Here is an 18,637-nt window from a genome sequence, read left to right on the forward strand (position 1 = left end):
AGGTTTAATGTTGAAAAAAGAATCATCAAAAAGTGCGTATGTGTTCATATGTTTTCTCAAGAAGTTGAGTATAGTTTACATTTTGAGCGGTCTTTAAAAGCAAAGCCATGGCTTCAAAAAACTCTGGTTTGTCGTGAATATGGCTTGGATCTCCATAAATATTAATTAGTGTTGGGTATTTACTTGTAAAATGTGCAAGTTCTTGCGCTTCTTTTGTATATTCAGAAGGTAACTTTGTTCGATCGGGAGCTGCAAAATAGGCCCATGTATCCATAATATTTAAAGGCTCTGAATATATTCCTGTAACCGGAATTTCAATAATCCCGTCTTTTTTAAATAAAGGGCCATGCTGATATGCAATCAAAGGGCTTGTTGATGTTGAAAATCTGTAGCTCAATTCATTCAAAATGCTATACAAAAATTTAAGATCTTCACGCTTTTGAAATGTTCCAAAGTGAGGTGTTCGCCATCCTTTGGCTGTGATACCTAAAACATCTTGTAATGTTTGATGGCCTAAAAGAATATCCTTTCTTAACTCTTCTTGCGACTGTTGATCATAGAAAAAACAACTTGCATGCCTTTTATGCTTTTTGTCAAAATACGTATGTTCTCGTCCGCCATGATTAATAAACTCAGCGCCTTTTTCATGAATTTTGCGGTAAACTTTTTCGCCTTTTTTTAAAAGCTCTCCAGGAACAGCATAAACAGGTGTAATGCCTATATCTAAAAGCTTTGAATGTACTTCACATGCAACTGAAACGTCTTCTTCAGTATCGCAGTCAAACGAGAGAATAAGATAAGACTGGGGCAATATCTTCTTTGCTTTGCGGGCATAAATCCTCCACATCCATTCGGGATTGATTCGGTTTATGACTTTGTAGAGAGTGGATGGAGGCATAACTAGATAGCTTTTTGTAATTTCTGTAACATATCCTGTTTTCCCACGAAAGGATAGAAGTGTGCAGCATCAAAGAAATTGTCCAAAGAAGTCGTTAAATTTGTATCATTATTAAAATCTATAACCTTTCCAAATATCGATTGAATTTCGGAAATCCACCTTTTGTAGGAGTACATGCCAGTTAGAGATATTTGATGGTTTTGTAGGGACTTATGAATGGGACATATAAAAACTATAAACCTTGTATTCGGAAAAGAGGACTTAATATTTTTGAGTTGCTGAAGATAAGTGTCAGAGTATTTATAGTTCTTAAGATTATACGCAGAATAATAATCAAGTGTTTGTTTTATGGCTTCTCCACTAAGGGGACGGTGTGTTCGTCTATATTTGATAAACTCTCTGTCGTAGTAATCCTCGGGTTTGCTGAATAATATGCTAAGGGAAGTATGGGCGACTTTTACCTTTATGTACTCTAAGGCTTTCATTAAGGAAGATGTAGCAAAATCCAAAGTTTCTTCAGTACAGAAAATTGAGGTGTTATTAAGATTGGTTGCATGAAAATCCAAAGACAAGTATATAGTTTCAGGATTCCCCTGTGTTTGGGCGAAAAACTGAAGATATGGGAGGTACTCATTAATAGAAATACCACTGACAGAAAAGTTAAAAGTTTTGTGATTTGAGGGGCTTGCAATATCAAGGTAAGAGCTTCGTGAAGAGCCAATTAGCACAGAACGAAACTGATTTTTATGAGAGTATAAATATGAAGCTTTTATTTTCCTTTCGTTCCCCGACAATACGTAAGGTGTTTTATCAATTTCATAGAAATTATAAGGATCCACATATAAGTTGGTAATGCCACAAAGCACACCTAAGACCGTGAGCAGTGCAAACAGTAATAGGCTAAGTCCCTTATACGTATTAAAATTGGAAGTATATAAACTCACTCAAGTCATCCATTTTATATAAGCAGACTAAGAACGTTAAAAATAAGGAAATTAATATCCACATTCGGGGATTTCCGTGTTTCTCTACGGTTTCTTGAGAATTTGGAAAGAAGAAAGCGATGACTGCGCACATTGCAATAAAAGCAATCTCCGACTTTCCAAAAAAATATGGCATAGGAGATACAGGGAAAGGAAGTTTTTGCTCAAGGTTTTTCCAACCATCAGGAATTATAAATAACTCTTGAACATTAAAGAGATATTTGTAGTATGAAATTGCTGCGCTCAGGCTTTCACTTCGAAATAAGACCCAACCCAAAAGAACGAGAAAAAATGTAAAGCCTACTTTACCCCCCCCCATTGACCTTGAGATTTTTCGTGTGGAAGATAGCAAGTGATTTGCGACCAAAAGTAACCCGTGGTACAAACCCCAGAATAAAAATGTCCAGTTGGCACCGTGCCACATACCGCCAATGGCCATGGTGATTATAAGATTTGCGTGTCGCCTTAGTTTTCCCTTTCTGTTGCCACCCAAAGGTATATAAAGATAGTCTCTTAAAAATGCGGATAGAGACATATGCCAACGACGCCAAAATTCTATGATGTTGAATGCTTTGTAGGGAGATGCAAAGTTTTTGGGAAGATCAAAATTGAAAAATTTCGATATCCCAATGGCCATGTCCGAGTAACCAGAAAAATCAAAATATAATTGAAAGCTATAAGCTAGAATCCCACACCAGCATTCAAGAGGATATACATGCTCTCCTTGCGCAACTGCTTGGAATACTGGTTTGACGTAGGGAATCAAATTATCTGCTAGTAAAATTTTTTTTGAAAGACCAGTAACGAAAAAGATCAATCCTTGGAAAATATTCTTGTAATCAGTTCGGTAGAGGGTTTTATCTGCAAACTGTGCAAGCATGTCTTTGTGGTGCAGAATAGGTCCTGCAATTAAATGCGGAAAATAAGTTACGAATAGGAAGTAAGAGATAAAGCTTTTGTCTTTGTGGGCTTTGCCATTCCAGGTATCAACAAGATAGGCAATTTGTGTGAATGTATAAAAAGATATCCCAAGAGGGATAATATCATTCCAATGGATGCTTGTGATTTTGAGCGTGTGTATAAACACAAGGTCATAATACTTAAAGAAGAAAATTAGAGAAAGATTAAAAACAACGCCTGAAATGAGCCATACTTTTTTTCTTGTTCTATCTATTACTGATCCAAGAAGATAATTTGCTGTAATTGAAATGAGCATCAGGGGAAGATACTCGAGCGCCATAAAACTATAGAAAACAATGGAAGCCAGACACAACACAAGCTTAGGCACGATCTGATTGAAACATACAGAAAATCTATACATTCCAGTCAATATGGGCATAAAAACGTATATAAAAATGTATGAGTTAAAGAGCACTTTTCAACACTTGTTTTATCCGTCCTGCCGCCTTCCCATCCCATAGAGGAGGTATAGATCCTGTTTGGGGGTGTTTTATTTTCTCTAAAAGATTATCCACCGAAACGAGCTGATTCGATCCCATCGTGACAGTAATAGGGCGTTCAGTTGTGTTTCTCATAGTAAAACAAGGAATACCAAGGTATGTTGTTTCCTCTTGGATGCCTCCTGAATCTGAAATAACAGACGAAGAATTGGAAACAAGACTCATAAAATCTACATACCCCAACGGTTCGCATAAGGTTATGTTTTGAGGTAAAGGGTGTATAACATCAAGATTTTTTCGTGTGCGTGGATGAACAGGAAAAATAATAGGCAGATCAATTTGCTCTACCGTATTGAGGATACTTTCTAATGTCTCTTTGACATCTACGTTTACAGGGCGATGAAGAGTTAAAATAATATACTCTTTTTTTTTCAGACCAAAAGTTTTATACGCATCAGATTTTTCAATTTTTTCTTTCATCATACAGTAGGTATCAATCATAATATTTCCAACTAAATAAATGTGTTCAGGATTGATGCCCTCTTTCTTTAAGTTCTCATCGGCGTCTTCTGAAGTTGTCCAGAAACAATCAGAGATTGAATCTGTCACAACACGATTGATTTCCTCTGGCATTGTTCTATCAAAACTACGTAGACCTGCTTCTAAATGGGCAACAGGTAAATGAATTTTCTTAGCGGCAATGGAACATGCCAATGTCGCATTTACATCGCCAACCACCACAACAAGATCAGGCCTGCTTTTTTCTAAACATAATTTTTCATAAGCTATCATCGTTTGAGCTGTTTGTTCGGCGTGCGTTCCACTTCCCCCCCCAAGATAATGATTAGCAGACGGCAATCCAAAATCATCAAAAAAAGATTGAGACATTTGATAATCATAATGCTGTCCCGTGTGGACAATTTCAGGCACACACCATGGTTCATTTTTAAGTGCATGATAAAGCGGTGCAATTTTCATAAAATTAGGGCGCGCTGCACATATGAGATGGATGGTTTTCATGAAATAATGTAATTTTTGTGAAGATTCATAAGTTTTAACTCGGTTACTTCAGGTGACCAATGATTTTTTGCATAAGCATGAGAGTGTTGTGCTAGCTGCTTACGTTTTTTATGGTGAAAAGAGAGTAATAAAATTGCTTTTTTGTAAGATTCAGGAGTATCTTCCACGAGATAAAATCCAGCAGCACAAAGTTCCTCAGCTGGATTGTTATTTCTATCATTTACAATAACAGGAAGACCCACCAGGGCTGCTTCTATACACGTTTTACTAATTTCATAATTTATAGAATGATACACGTAAATATCAGATTGCTGCATAATTTCTAGAATTTTAGAATTCTCTAAACTTCGTATAAAAGTAACTCGGTGCTGACATCCCAATTGATCTACTAATTGTTTCAAAGAATCATGCAAATCACCATCTCCAATCAGCGTAAGCTGAACACCTTCTAAGGAGGAAATAGCATTAATAATCGATGTAGGGTCTTTTTGAAGATAAGTTTGTCTTCCCACACAAAGAAGCTTCAAAGCCCCCTGAATATCATAATATTGCTTTTCTATTGCATTCATTCCAACAACATTGTGAATGATAGAGTAATTTTTGACATTATTTTTTTTTAAGTAAGGTTCGATGGGGGTATAAACTGCAATAACGTGATCTAACTTTTTTAAGCAATACCTCTCTAGCTTGCCTTGAAACAAGCCTATAACTCTATCTTTCCACGTTTTTGCAAGTCGTCCACGTAAATAGTCAACATCAGGATTTCCATGCAAACTGGTGATGCACGCAACACCTAGAGTTTTCTTCATCATAATCCCCAAAAATGTATTGAGATGAAGACCATAGCAACGTATTAAATGGGGGGTTATTTTTTTTGCTAGCTCTATGGCACCATCAGACCACGTCTTCATTAAAAATGGATGCCATCCCAAAGTTCTTTTAAAAAAACCATCCGGCTCAGGGTAATTATAGAAAAAAAGCTTCGCATCCCCAACCATAGGCTGTACTAACCGTGGATCTGGCCGATCATCATTCGTCATCATGATATGCACTTCATCAAAAAGATTTCCTGGATTATAATATCGCGGAATAACTTCACCTTTTTTAACCCAAGCAGAAATATAATCCGAAGATATAATAAGAAGTCTTTTATTCATTTTTTAGCCATTATATCAATAGAATGAGTAAAAGGATGAGTTTTCAAAAAGAAAATCATTTTATTTAACAAGCCAATTAAACGATATTTTTTACAGAATTCAACTACTCTATTGATATGAGATGAGTGAAAGCTAAAGCCATGTCTGATTTTTTCATTGATGTCTATAGACACATGTAAATTCTGAGACACTAAATAATGTTTTACACCCAACATAGTAACGTAAAAAATGCAATTATCTAAAAAAGTGGTTTTTCTTCCAAGAAAGCTTAAGTATAAACGTGCTAAAGGCTTTGGAAATAGAGGAACCCAAGGTACATGATAATGGGCTTCTTTTCTAAATGCACAGTAGTTGGGCGCGATGATAAACATCCTTCCTTTAGTTTTTAAAACACGCTTAGCCTCAAGTATGGCTTTCTTATAATCCGGAATATGTTCAAGTACATTCCAGAACGAGACTATATCGAAGCTTTCATCAGGGTAAGGCAAGCAGAGAGCTGATCCTAGGTTAAATCTTTCCGGATCCACTAATCTTTCTTCGGCACGCTCCTTCGATATTTCGTGCTCAAATACTTCAATCTCAACTCCATAAGCATCATAACCATGATGCACAGCTTCAAGGACAAAACTTCCATATCCCGACCCAATATCAAGTATCTTGGCACCTTTATCGACCAAAAGGGATATCTTTTGAACTAAATAACTGCTTTGTACATTTCCAATATAATCATTGATATGAGTGTCAATTTGTTGAGGTAAAAATATACCTTGGTATTGAGATTGAAGATGCTTTCTTATCTTATTTTCTAAAGTGCTCAATGCTTATTTTCCTATTACAAAATATAAACTTGAAGCTTGTCTGGGCAAGAAAATCCGTCCAAAAAACTCAAAAAGGTCATCCATAATTTTATATCCTCTGACCATAGAATCCAGTGTCCAATGAGGAAGTCCCCATCCTATAGGTTTTATTTCTTGGATGGTAAATCCCGCTTTTTTTATTTTTTTAGACAAACTCTTGACCGTATAAAAATGCACATGATCAGTTATTCGAAGAGATTCTGGCTGGAATTTATAGGCCATCTGCCACCAAAAAGCACCTTCGTTGGGGACGCCAAGGATGCAGACACCATCTTTCTTCAAAATGCGAAAAACTTCACGTAAAGCTTGCTCATCATCTGGAATATGTTCTAACACATGATTAAAAAAGATTGCATCAAATGACTCATCTTTTGCTCCGTAATCAGTCACATCCGCAAGAACAACCTCCTGTGCTATACTTCGTTGGCGCGCTCTTAGCAAGCGTGTAATATTATAGTCTGATCCGTAAAGATTCTTTGCATATGGCTTAAGCCAAAAAAAGTTTGCTCCATCACCACATCCTAAATCCAAAAGGGAGTGAATAGGTTTTTTCGTGGCGTAATAGGCAAGGACAAATTCCACATATTTTTTTCGCTTTAACAGATGGTGGCGATAAGGACCCGCCCAAATATCTTCTTGAGGGGCTTCATACCATTCTTTTTTTCCTTCTATTTTAGCATGGTTAATATAAGATTGAATCTGTTCATAGTTACGAACAAGAAGGGGGATCCCTTCAAATTCGCGTAAATCTTGTTCATACTTTTCATAAAAAAAAGGAGAAGAAGAGTCAAGATAACTGTTTAAATTTTTTGACATACAAGGTACCATCTGTTTGCAAAGTTTTTTAAAAAAGGCAAATTTGACAAAATATAATCCAAGTTAAAGGATTTAAAATGAAAGAGATTACCTATCCATGAAAACTTAGATCTAAATCGCGGAATAAGTGGCAGATATTTCCACTGATCAAGGACTCCTAAAGCATGTATTTCAAGAATTTTTAGCCGATTTAAGCTGCAAAAATTTTTTATCTCAGAATAAGAAAAAGTATTAAAACTGTAATGCCCGTTACTGATGTAGTAATTTTTCCAAAAATTCTTGGATAAATTGTACTTTCCTGTAATATCTAATAATAAATATCCATTTTTTTTCACAACACGCGCACATTCCTTAAGAGTTTTGAAAAAATCTTCAACTAGAACAAGGCAAGAATAAGAAAATAAACAATCAAAAAACTCTTCTTCAAAAGGGATTTCTTCCAAATCTCCAAAGATAAAATTAAGGTTATTTTTTTTTTCTTCTTGAGCTTTTTCTTGAGCAATCTTTAAAAATTGCTCATTGATATCTATACCGTACACTTCTTTGCACAAATTGCTTATAGCAAAACTAAATAATCCATTGGCGCACCCCGCATCTAAAACTTTAGAGGTGTTTTGTACATATTTTAAAAGAAGATTAAGTTTAAGCCGTGCAGAATAGTGTCTTGATACGTCAAATCCATAGGAATGAATTGAAGATTGATAGATTAAATTGCAGGTATAAACTTTGGATGAAGAAGTTTTGAGTATCGTATTTTTCATTTTTTCTCCACTATCGATTTAAAACACGGGCGTAAAACTCCACCAAACCCTTGTTTAAAATTAACAATTCCTTGAATTTTGGGGGATGAATGCTTAAAAAATACTTCACCCATATCTAGGTAGGCGATACCCCGGCTATGAAGTTCTTGAATCATTTTCCAATGCAAAAAATGATTAGCTCCTAGTTTATAGGCAGACTCATAAGATACTCCTGTCCAATACACAGCCTTATCCTTATAAATTCCGTAATTTACAGCTGAAACAGGATATCCCTCGTGGTATGCCATCTCTACAAATGCCTGATTATTGGGGATAGCACTATTAAAGATATATTCAAAATATTGCTTATTGTGAGGAAGAATAGATGACTTTTTACACACGTGTTTATGCATTTCGTAGTAAACATCCAAATCCTTCGAACTAGCTCTTTTAAAAGTTACTCCGCACCGTTGCGCTTTTTTAATATCAGATTTATGCCCTTTTCTTATGTTAGACCAAATAACATTCGTTCCTAATGAAAGATCTAAAATACTAATGCGTGCTGTATGACTTGAAATTCCTTGTAAAAACAAAGGATCCTCAGTATAGCAAAGCGAAGATGTTGCGAAATTGATACAAGCCACTTTCTGTTTTTCTTTACTCAAGCGCCGTCTATATTCTTTTAAAAGTATACTTGTGTAAACAGGATCATCTCTTTGGCAAAGCCACCCTCCTATATTATCTAAATAAGATCTCTGAAAAAAACGATACTTTTTAAAACTAATTTTGTAAAGAGGAAAAATTCCAACGATCTTCTCATCCTCATCAATAACAGCAAAGCTTTCATGAGAATGACTCGACCATTTATTTTTTCCCATGATGAAATCATAAGTGTGCCATAAAAAAGATGATGGATGAGCATACGCAAAAGAATCCCAGTCTTGTTTTGAAACTTCTTGAATATTTACAATAGAAAAGTTCATTACTATCAACGTACCTCATTGAACACATTGTCCATTTTTTCATACTCCGTAATATCTTTAACCCTTCCCTTATCCATGACTACGATGCGACTACAGTTTTTCAGAGTTGTCAAGCGATGAGCAATCATGATAACGGTTCGATCTTTGCTGACAGTATTGATGGTTTCCATCAATCGAGCCTCTGTTTCATTATCCAGCGCCGAAGTGGCTTCATCAAAGATAAGCACCTCTGGACTATGGTAAAGTGCTCGAGCAATAGAAATACGTTGGCGTTCTCCTCCAGAAAGGCGAATACCATGCTCTCCAACAAAAGTCTTTTCTCTTTCTGGTAAACTATCAATAAAATCACGAAGCTGAGCCGTATCAATTACTGCATCTAATCTTAATTTATCTGTTACCGTTTCACCAAAAGCAATATTTTTTTCAATGGTGTCGTCAGTTAAATAAATACTCTGCGGCACGTAGCCGATCTTTCCATGCCATTGATAGGAATTTACTGGATACTTTTCATCTACCAAAATGAACCCTTTGCAGGGGGGTAAAAGACCAAGAATAAGATTGACAAGAGTTGATTTTCCAGAGCCTGTCTCTCCAACAATTCCAATAAATTCACCTTTTTTAATCTTTAAGAAGATACCACTCAATGCATCTTTTCCTACATTGATATACCTAAATGAAAGATCTTTTATCTCAAGATCTCGATCAAATGAAAACTCAGGCACGTCAACATAGTTTTTTTTAGCAGCCATCATGATATATTCCCGATGAACACGTTCAATGGAAGGAATCGTGGACTTAAAAATGTTAAGCTGATTGATGATTCGATTGAGTCCAGGCATCAAGCGAAACCCAGAATACAAATACCCCCCAAGCATTCCAAGCATGTGCACAGGGCTTTCTTGATCTAAACATAGAATTCCGATAGTTACAACAATCCCCCCCATAAACAAAATCTCAATAACTATACGTGGCAAAACATTCAGCGATGATTGAAGGGCTTGAATCTTTCCTTTTTTAAGGGAATGCACTTGATAGGCGTTAATAAAGAATTCTCCTTTTCCTAAAAGCACAATTTCTTTGAAGGCGTGAAAAAATTGAATAAGATTTTGATTTCCATACAGAGCTGTTTCTTGAAGCTTTTGTCCAAATTGATAAAACCAAGGCAACACAAATTTAGTAATCACCACAGCAATCCCCCCTCCAATCCCTAATATCGTGAACGCTAAAGAAGGATTCATGTAAATGATTACACCGATAAGAGCAAAGAAAACCACTCCTTCCGATAAAATAATGGCAATAGCAACCATTCCACTTGAAAATACCATTTCAGTATCACGGCCCACTACTTGCGTTCCTAGAGAAGAATTTCTCGTTAAATAAAATTCGTAATCCGCCCCTGCATAACGATGAAGAAGTTTGCCTTTGAAGTGATAACTCATCTTTTGAATAAAAAAATTTTGAAAGAAAATCTCAGATGCAGCAACGATATTTTTTATCAAGTACACTACGCCCACTATCATAGCAGTGTAAAAAACAACACGCCCGGGGGATAGATCAGAGGGAAAATCAATTTTACCCAAATATTTTAGTCCCGTTTCTGGCGCATTTAAAACTTGAGCAAACACAACGATAACCGAAGCAGTCACAACTTCCAAAAGCGAAGTTGTTAATGCAAATGCCACAATGCCAAGCCACTTGAGCTTTTCCTCACGTGTTAAAAGTGCACGCAGCTTTTTAATTGCCGATAATATAGATGGAGTTGTCATACGAGCTAAGCACCTTTGGTACAAATAACATTATTAATCAAAAAATTCTGATTTAGATCAGACACAACAACACCGACTTTTCTTTCGTTCAACAAATTGCTTAGTAAAATCCAAAACTGGTTTCTTTGATTATAAAGTTCTTTGAAATCAGAATACTTAACTTTAATATACAAATCAATAGTTTTTCTAGGCTTCTTAGAATAAAAACGTGGAGTGCGCAGCTGAAAAAATTTTTTGGGCGAAAACACTCTCTAAATGATAGCGTACACTTCACTAAACATCTTAGGTTCCAAGTAAAAATTCTTTGCTCCTCCTTAGTTTTTTAAACAAAACACACTCATACTTAATGAAATTACTTTTTCATTACTATCCATTCTAATTAGAATGTAATGATTGTACAACAATCTGAACAATTATGGAAACATTTTTACAAACTCCTCTGATTTCCCACTATTCAATATTTTTTGGAAGGGTAAAATTCAACTGTATAAATAAGATGACGCTTAATTACGCAGAATTTGTCTTACACATTCTAGAACAACTGGAAAAACCTTCCTCGTACAAATTTTTAATCTAGAAAGCTTTGACCAAAAAGACTAAAAAAAGTTTTTATTTTCCAAAGTCCAATACATGCAAGGATAAAAGAACGCAAATGTCCACATACTTTTTCCTTTGTCGCACACGCTTTAACTGTTATGATCTATGAACAAAAAACAAACTAACCGTCGTAAATCTTGCCAAACCATGATAAAAAGCAAAAAATCAAACTTAAATTTACCTAATAAAGTTTCTATTATCTTTTTTTTGATTTTGCTTAATATATCATTAAAAATCATCTATTAATTTTTGAATATTATAAAAACAAATTTTTTTATATTTTTTTTCGTTAATTACTACAACCTACAAATACACTCTTCTTGCTTTTTGAAAAAACTTAACCTTACCATCGTGAAGTGTCTTTGGAGGTGATCAAATATGCTTTGCGCTTATTTAATTGATAGAGACGGAAAGGCACTTAGTTAAATAAGATTGATTTTTTGTTTACAGAAATAATATTTTTATCAAAAAATTTCTATTCTATTTACCTATTATTAAATAAAAATCAAAACCGAATAGGAGATAAGATGAATACAACCACGTAAAGAAAGGATACTCAATATCCTGAATATACTCCTAAAAGAACTCAGTAAAAAAACAATTTGTTGTTTTTTTATCTTCCCCTAAAAAATTCTTAATAAAGCAAAGCTAAAATTTACTCTAAAACCAACACTCCCACTTGCAGAAGAAACCTTAAATTAAATAATGCAAAAAAAACTGGCGGAGATCGGTTTACCACAACCTAACCAACTCCAAACTGGGGTGGTATGGTCATGTTTTCATTCTCTGCAGCAATTGTAGAGGCGTACATAAAGAGTGTCAAATGAACGATTTTGGAATCTCTATTAAAGCTTAACGTGTCCATAAAATCTCTATTTTCGTGATGTTAAGTACATGAACATGTCCCTAAAATTACGCTATATGTAACTTTACAGACATGCCGTGACTTATTTGTGATAAATTTCGTCACTATTGAGATAGAGGCACTTATTTCTGGAGGTGGTGATAAGGGTTGCCATTATTATCGATAATTATTGAAGTCGATAATAGTATGCTCTTGTATTTTCTCAGGTGGTGATAACAAACTTTGCTATTATCGCATATTAACTTATTCGATAATAATTGATATGCTGTACCTATTATTAAAAACAAAGGGTGTTAAATGGATATAGAGCAATCACCAAGCGGTCAGATCATTAAGGCCTCTACAGGCTATAAAGCCTTCATCCCAGCGACTTTACCACCGAAACTTGAGTGGGATGATGCGCTTGTCTATAGTCTATCGCGCGCTGATTTCTTGCTTGGGAAATTGGCCCGTGAAGGCAGTAGATTGCCCAATCCTCATCTTCTATTGCGTCCATTTATAACCAGAGAAGCTGTATTATCCAGCAGAATAGAAGGCACTCAGGCGACTTTAGGTGAAATTCTCGCAGCAGATAGCGGCGTAAATGTCAAACAAAATCCAGATGATTTGCAAGAAGTTCAAAATTACATCAAGGCAGTAGATTATGGCATCAGAAGGTTGCAAGAATTGCCGCTATCTTTACGGCTAATCAAAGAAATTCATGGGTCTTTGATGCAGAGCGTCAGAGGCTCTCATGCGACACCTGGAGAATTTAGACGCACGCAGAATTGGATAGGTTCACCTGGGTGTACACTAAACACAGCAAAGTTTGTACCTGTACCCCCTGATCATTTGATGAATGCTTTAAGCGAATTAGAGAGTTTTTTACATAACAGGCAAATGCCGCCTCTTATTCACATTGCTCTGTGCCATTATCAATTTGAAGCCATACACCCCTTCTTAGATGGTAACGGACGTGTTGGGCGGCTCCTTATTACTTTATTACTTATCGAGCAAAAAATGCTTCCTTCTCCTTTGTTATATTTATCGGCATTTTTTGAAGCAACTCGCGATGAGTACTACCGGCAGCTATATAATGTGAGCCGAGATGGCACGTGGCGTGATTGGCTCATCTATTTTCTGAGTGGCGTTGCAGTTCAATCTGAAGATGTTTTGTCCAGGGCGGAGCGTATCAATGAATTATTGCAGTCGTGGAAAATAATGATAGCAAGCAGTGGTTCATCGGTTGCAGTAGACATTGTAGAGCGGCTTGCGGTTAATCCTTATGTAACGATTAATAAAATTGCTGAAGATTTAGGGGTTGCCTATAGCACAGCACAAAGAGGCATCCAAAAACTTGAATCCGCAAACATTATTCAAAAGACTTCTGATAATAAGCGTGACAAAGTTTATTGTGCAAATGCAATACTCAACATTTTAGAAGAGCCTACAAGAATTAGCGCGGAAGCTAATGGATAGGCGCGAATAACATGAATGTAAAGAGGCTATATGACAATTACTTATTGAAACAGAAAGGCTTATTTTAAGAACCTGGAAAAAAGATGATGCAGATCCTTATTTCCACATTAACCAAGATCCCAAGGTGATCGAGTTTTTGCGCGGACCACTCGCGATGGAGCAAGTGAATGATTTCATCCCTGCGGTGAACAGTCATCAAGATAAGCACGGTTATACATTAGGGGCTGCCTGTCTAAAGGAAACCGATGAATTGATGGGCTTTATCGGACTTAACTATACGACTTTCGAATCCGATTTTACCCCGGCGGTTGAAGTGGGTTGGAGACTTGGCTCTCAGTATTGGGGCAAAGGATATGCAACAGAAGGTGCCAAAGCTTCCTTGAAATACGGATTTGAGAAATGCGGCCTTAAAGAAATCGTTTCTTTTACAGTGCTCGCAAATGTTAGGTCTTTAAGGGTCATGGAAAAGATAGGATTAAAACGAGATTTAAACGGTGATTTTGCTCATCCCAAACTCCCAGACGATCATAAACTTTCTCATCATGTTCTGTATAGATTAAGCGCTGATGAGTATATCAAATGAACAGCTTCCAATCCAACATCATCAGTATTTATGGCGAAAAAGGCAAAGCCTGGCTAGATGAACTGCCTGAGCTTGTTACGGCAATATCTTCAAAGCTCGATTACGTGATTTAATTGAGGTCACTAATCTTACATACAACTATGTGCTGTCAGGATTTCAGGGCGATAATCCTATGATTTTAAAACTTGGGATTGATAGTGAAGGTATAGCTCGAGAAGCATTTGCACTCAAGTGCTTTGCGGGCTGTGGTGCAGTGAAGGTGCTTGTCGAAGATAATGGAATGTTGCTTTTGGAAAGAGCCGTGCCTGGTGCGTCATTGGAAAGCTATTTTCCAAATATTGAGCAGGAATCTATTGAAATTGTTTGTAGAGTTATGAAAAATCTGCATCAAGCAAATATTACTACGCCTCACAATTTCCCCCACATCAAAGATTGGCTTACGGCTTTGGATAAGGATTGGGATATTCCAAATCATTATCTGCAAAAAGTAAGAAAGCTCCGAGATGAGCTATTACAAACTTCTAAGCTAGATGTTTTGCTTCATGGTGATCTGCATCGCGCTAACATTTTGCAAAATGGTGATGATTGGCTGGTGATTGATCCTAAAGGCGTGATTGGTGAATCAGCTTATGAAGTGGCAGCTTTTATTCGTGATCCGATGCCGGAATTACTGAATCAAGCTGATGCACCAAATATTGTTCTCAATCGTATCACTCGCTTTGCTGCACCCCTCGAATTGTCAGAACGCCGAATCATTGATTGGTGTTTTGTGCAGGCGGTGCTTAGCTGGGTATGGGCACTAGAAGATGGTTGTGATTCAAGATATTGGGAACGATTAGTAGAGATTTTGAACTCTTGCAGCATAAGTTGAGAGTCTATATCTGTGATGTGGGATAAGCTTCATTTAGCATATCCGATATAGCATCATAATATCCCCATCCCATATGTTCAGCTTTTTTTACAACAACATGGAGTCTTTGTTCAAAGTTAATAATTTCTTGATATTCAAAGGTTTTCATGAGTTTTAGGGCGTTGCTGAAAACAGATTCTAAGCTGCAGTAATACTGCTCGTACATATCCCCAAATTCGCATAAAAAATCTGTCCCATATTTCCACATAGCAAACCATTAAATCAATGAGGCCAATCTTATCATTTGTAGCCTTTTTATAATCACTAATAGCTTTTTTGGCATCTTTGAGGCTAATTTGTTGGTTGTTTTTCCATGGTTCACTAGGCGCAATATACTTTTTAATGATACTTTTATAGCGCGCAAGCACCTCCTCATTTTTGATAAAACGCGCTTCAAGAAAGTCTTTATTTTGCTTTGAAAGAGCGTATAAATCTGCGATTAATACCAGCAAATCTCGTTCAGAGCATTTGGGCAATGTTTTTCTGATATCTAGCCATTGATTAGTATTTTTTTTTAATAATTTTACCTTTTTCACTCATATAATTACCATCAATTGTATTGCCATATGTAAAAGTTTAAGTAGCTGGCGAATAGAATCCATGACAGATAAGGAACCATCAGCAGCGAAACCGCTTTCATTTTTTTGTAAGTCAGATAAATAAGCGCACAGACCAGAATATCCATAGCGACCAAAACTACGAGAGAAATCCCGGTTAAATGGTAATGGAAAAACAAAGGTGTCCAGCTCCAGTTTAAAATGAGCTGAGTTACGTATAATGTTGTGATAACACTTAGCTTAGGAAATGAAGACGTGCGCCAAATGAGCCAGCCGCAAGCGCCAATCATTCCGTATAAGATAGTCCAAGCAACCGGAAATACATAATTTGGCGGTGTCAGGGGTGAGCGATTTAACGTGCTATACCAAGTGCTAATCTCTGGCTTGGTTAGAGAGCCGATAGCTCCACCAATCGCTATAAGTGCCACAATCCAGATGATTAAAGAGAAGCGGGTTTTATTTTGCATCTTCTGCCTTATTATTAAGGATTGTATTAATGTAAACAAAAAATTGACTTTGAAAGATTGAATTGGGATCATACTTCTTTTTAAGATTGATCCATGACTTAATTTCAGGATAAGCAGATAATAACTGTTCTGGAGTATAATGTAATCGATATGGAAGGTAAAAAGTTCCATTTACAGCCAACGCATCATCGATAAGCGCTTGAGTAAACCTTTTCATTTTTTCTTCGTCTTCTGGAGTTTGTCCTTGAGAGAAGAGACATACGAGACCATAAACATCTTGTTTAGCATAAGGCAAAGATGATGTAGCATCCTTTTTAACCTCTCGTATCGTTACATTCAAGATGTTGATATTGTGTGCTATTACATGCATCTTTAGTTTTTGTATAAATTGGGATACATGTTTTTTAGGGATAAAGTATTCATGCAAAATATCTTTATTTTTTCCATAAAGGGGCCAGAGAATATGTATGTCTGTATTCATCGCATCATTGCGGCTCAACAACGTTGGTTTTTCTGCAAGCATCTTTGTATAAGTTTTTTCTGCCTGCCATCTGAGCTTTTTGCCTAGATTGTGGTACTCAGAAAATCTAAAAATGCTACGTTTAATTGCTATAAGCTTTTCAGGACTAATGTCATTTTCTTCTGCAAAAGTTTTTTGAGTTTCGTACCAAAACAAACCAACTTCATTCAAGAGATTATCTTGGTCTGTAGAAAGTCTAGCATAAGCTAATTCTATTTTTGGGTTACCGCTAATACTTTTCTCAAACTTCTCATGGAAATTCTCTGCTTTTGTAAAGAGGGCGTGAAATTTCACAAGCGAATTTGGGACAGTTCCAAGTTCTGCATCTACAATCAATGCAAACATACCGTATCCACCTATAACTGCATTAAATAATTCTGGGTTTAGAGAAGGAGAAATAGTCTGTATATCTCCATTAGCGGTTATAACAGTCATTTTTAATACTGTTGATACAATGGGTGGAGAACCCACTTGCCATCCGTGAACATTTACCCCGATTGAACCTCCAACGGTGAATATATTATCTGATTGCATAACCTTAACGCTTCTTCCATGGCGTGCTAGAATTTCCTGGATTTTTTTCCACGTAGCACCAGCTTGTGCTGTTACGGTATTTGTTTTGGGGTTATAGGTCACATTGTTAAAATTAAGCATATTCAGAAAAATAGCATCCTTAGAGAAAGTTTGCCCACCCATAGAGTGCCTGCGCCCCCCAATGCTTATGGGTTTGCCCTTTTTCTTGGCTATTTTAATACCTTCTTGCATATCCTGAATATTGTTTACTTTTATCATTGAGTGAATAAATTCGGCATTTCCTCCTGCATCTAAAATTCTTTTGCGTTTTCGTTCTAGTACATTTTCTATTAATTGCGGTTTATTGCTTTGCAACCCTTTAACGCCAGACTTATATAAAGATTTTGCACGTTTAGAATCATCAACGGTCCAACTAATAACAGGATAACCGTGAGCCACAAGGTTTGCCAGTACCCTGGGGGCTAGGTTGAATCTGGGACCTAATACATCAGGTCTAATAATTCTCCGTACTTGTTTTTGCACCCAGTGTTGTTTCAAAACCCATGGAATTTTGTTAAATTGATCCTGAGATTCTTCACCAAATGCCGTTGTATTATCAGCAAAATCATACATCAGCATGATGTCGCGACTGTATAACCTGATGGTGGCTAATGTAATAGGATTAAAAGATTCAACAAATACATTATCCTGAAGCTGATATCGTTTTATACAGTCAACCACACGATGTGCCATCTGAGTATCGATTTTATTACTAGATTTTATATCAAGAAAAATTACTTTTTGTCTTCCCACAATAGTAAAAAATTCCTCAAGTGAGATCAGCTTTTCTTCTGTGCCTTTATATCGCGCTTGTGACAGTCGCGACCAATCATAATCTTCTGGTATTCCTTGATGGTCTGTATATTCTTCTAAAGTATCTCCATGATATAAAAATAACACGCCATTTTTTGACATACTGACATCAACTTCTATACCATCTACTGTACTTGATAGAGCTTCCGTAATTGCAGATAGACTATTTCCTGGGAAAGAATCCGATATTAATGCCTTATGTGCTATAACTTCCGGAAAATCATAGTGATTTGCGCCCACCGGTAAGGCGGTAGGTGTATATAGCGGTTCTGTAATGGAATACATCCAAAGCCCAACAAAGAATACTAGGAACGTGTATTTAAATTTTTTGCCCATTTATAACCTCGCCAATAATTCGTTTTTGTAAACCAGCCTCAGAGCTGTTTTTATCTGCTATCTGGCATAGCTCAAATGTTGCTTTCCACAATGCCCAGGCGCGGGCTCGGAGCCATGTATCTGGGGCCATATCCATTTTTGATATAAAAATCTCACGAGATTTGCCGCTCAAATAAGTCCATGCAATAACAAGATCACAGGCAGGATCGCCAACCGCAGCACCGCCAAAGTCAATGACTGCTGATAGTTTTCCACCATCCATCAGTATATTGCCAATCGCAAAATCGCCATGAATCCATATTGGCGCCTTATTCCATATTGTCGCACAAGCCTTATCC

17 protein-coding genes are annotated in these 18,637 nt (G+C 36.5%); 3 read left to right on the forward strand and 14 right to left on the reverse strand.

Translation table 11 applies throughout. The annotated features are described in order from the left end of the window. Nucleotides 1-25: 25 nt before the first annotated feature. The 10 genes from K737_RS05945 to K737_RS05990 all read right to left on the reverse strand — a co-directional run bounded on the left by K737_RS05945 (nt 26) and on the right by K737_RS05990 (nt 10,620). On the reverse strand, nt 26-811 hold the full coding sequence (locus K737_RS05945; RefSeq protein ID WP_235075724.1) for a polysaccharide deacetylase family protein: 786 nt from the start codon (nt 809-811) through the stop codon (nt 26-28). A gap of 89 nt (nt 812-900) precedes the next feature. Next, entirely contained in the window at nt 901-1,764 is an 864-nt protein-coding gene (locus tag K737_RS05950) for a hypothetical protein (protein WP_152531117.1), read from the reverse strand. A 52-nt stretch (nt 1,765-1,816) separates the two neighbouring features. Continuing rightward, nucleotides 1,817-3,169 (reverse strand): MBOAT family O-acyltransferase, encoded by a 1,353-nt coding sequence (locus K737_RS05955; protein ID WP_161630447.1) that lies wholly within the window; start codon nt 3,167-3,169, stop codon nt 1,817-1,819. Between the two features lie 76 nt (nt 3,170-3,245). Then, nucleotides 3,246-4,301: a non-hydrolyzing UDP-N-acetylglucosamine 2-epimerase gene (wecB, locus tag K737_RS05960; protein WP_006294522.1), complete on the reverse strand. Its 1,056-nt coding sequence runs from the start codon at nt 4,299-4,301 to the stop codon at nt 3,246-3,248. Next, nucleotides 4,298-5,458: a glycosyltransferase gene (locus K737_RS05965; protein WP_006294521.1), complete on the reverse strand. Its 1,161-nt coding sequence runs from the start codon at nt 5,456-5,458 to the stop codon at nt 4,298-4,300. The genes wecB and K737_RS05965 overlap by 4 nt, the downstream gene beginning before the upstream one ends. Next, nucleotides 5,455-6,276, reverse strand: coding sequence for a class I SAM-dependent methyltransferase (locus K737_RS05970; protein WP_006294520.1), 822 nt, complete (start codon nt 6,274-6,276; stop codon nt 5,455-5,457). Before K737_RS05970 ends, K737_RS05965 begins: the two co-directional genes overlap by 4 nt. A 3-nt stretch (nt 6,277-6,279) precedes the next feature. After that, the gene (locus K737_RS05975) at nt 6,280-7,131 is read right to left on the reverse strand and encodes a class I SAM-dependent methyltransferase (RefSeq protein WP_023490979.1); all 852 of its coding nucleotides are present in this window, start codon (nt 7,129-7,131) and stop codon (nt 6,280-6,282) included. Then, entirely contained in the window at nt 7,116-7,892 is a 777-nt protein-coding gene (locus tag K737_RS06950; RefSeq protein WP_006294518.1) for a class I SAM-dependent methyltransferase, read from the reverse strand. Before K737_RS06950 ends, K737_RS05975 begins: the two co-directional genes overlap by 16 nt. Further along, nucleotides 7,889-8,854, reverse strand: coding sequence for a lipid II:glycine glycyltransferase FemX (locus K737_RS05985; RefSeq protein ID WP_006294516.1), 966 nt, complete (start codon nt 8,852-8,854; stop codon nt 7,889-7,891). Before K737_RS05985 ends, K737_RS06950 begins: the two co-directional genes overlap by 4 nt. Nucleotides 8,855-8,859: 5 nt before the next feature. Beyond that, on the reverse strand, nt 8,860-10,620 hold the full coding sequence (locus tag K737_RS05990; protein WP_006303088.1) for an ABC transporter ATP-binding protein: 1,761 nt from the start codon (nt 10,618-10,620) through the stop codon (nt 8,860-8,862). A gap of 1,759 nt (nt 10,621-12,379) precedes the next feature. Here K737_RS05990 and K737_RS06000 point away from each other — a divergent pair. The 3 genes from K737_RS06000 to K737_RS06010 all read left to right on the forward strand — a co-directional run bounded on the left by K737_RS06000 (nt 12,380) and on the right by K737_RS06010 (nt 14,994). After that, complete coding sequence (locus K737_RS06000; RefSeq protein WP_006303092.1) at nt 12,380-13,540, forward strand: Fic family protein; 1,161 nt, start codon at nt 12,380-12,382, stop codon at nt 13,538-13,540. Nucleotides 13,541-13,601: 61 nt separating this feature from the next. Further along, nucleotides 13,602-14,123 carry a GNAT family N-acetyltransferase gene (locus K737_RS06005; RefSeq protein WP_268743869.1) on the forward strand — a complete coding sequence of 174 codons (522 nt, stop codon included), beginning with the start codon at nt 13,602-13,604 and terminating at the stop codon, nt 14,121-14,123. A gap of 172 nt (nt 14,124-14,295) precedes the next feature. Further along, nucleotides 14,296-14,994: an aminoglycoside phosphotransferase family protein gene (locus tag K737_RS06010; protein ID WP_200863631.1), complete on the forward strand. Its 699-nt coding sequence runs from the start codon at nt 14,296-14,298 to the stop codon at nt 14,992-14,994. Between the two features lie 134 nt (nt 14,995-15,128). On the opposite strand, the gene K737_RS06015 is transcribed toward K737_RS06010, so the two are convergent. The 4 genes from K737_RS06015 to K737_RS06030 all read right to left on the reverse strand — a co-directional run. Beyond that, a complete protein-coding gene (locus K737_RS06015; protein ID WP_006303098.1) occupies nt 15,129-15,569 on the reverse strand; it encodes a hypothetical protein in 441 nt (146 codons plus the stop codon). Between the two features lie 14 nt (nt 15,570-15,583). Then, nucleotides 15,584-16,057: a TspO/MBR family protein gene (locus K737_RS06020; RefSeq protein WP_023492500.1), complete on the reverse strand. Its 474-nt coding sequence runs from the start codon at nt 16,055-16,057 to the stop codon at nt 15,584-15,586. After that, nucleotides 16,047-18,299: an FAD-binding protein gene (locus K737_RS06025; RefSeq protein ID WP_006291684.1), complete on the reverse strand. Its 2,253-nt coding sequence runs from the start codon at nt 18,297-18,299 to the stop codon at nt 16,047-16,049. The genes K737_RS06020 and K737_RS06025 overlap by 11 nt, the downstream gene beginning before the upstream one ends. Beyond that, on the reverse strand, nt 18,283-18,637 hold a 355-nt coding region (locus tag K737_RS06030; RefSeq protein WP_023492502.1), incomplete at its 5' end, for a phosphotransferase. The genes K737_RS06030 and K737_RS06025, both read right to left, overlap by 17 nt.

It is taken from the genome of Holospora undulata HU1, from assembly GCF_000388175.3.
GTDB classification, from domain to species: domain Bacteria; phylum Pseudomonadota; class Alphaproteobacteria; order Holosporales; family Holosporaceae; genus Holospora; species Holospora undulata_A.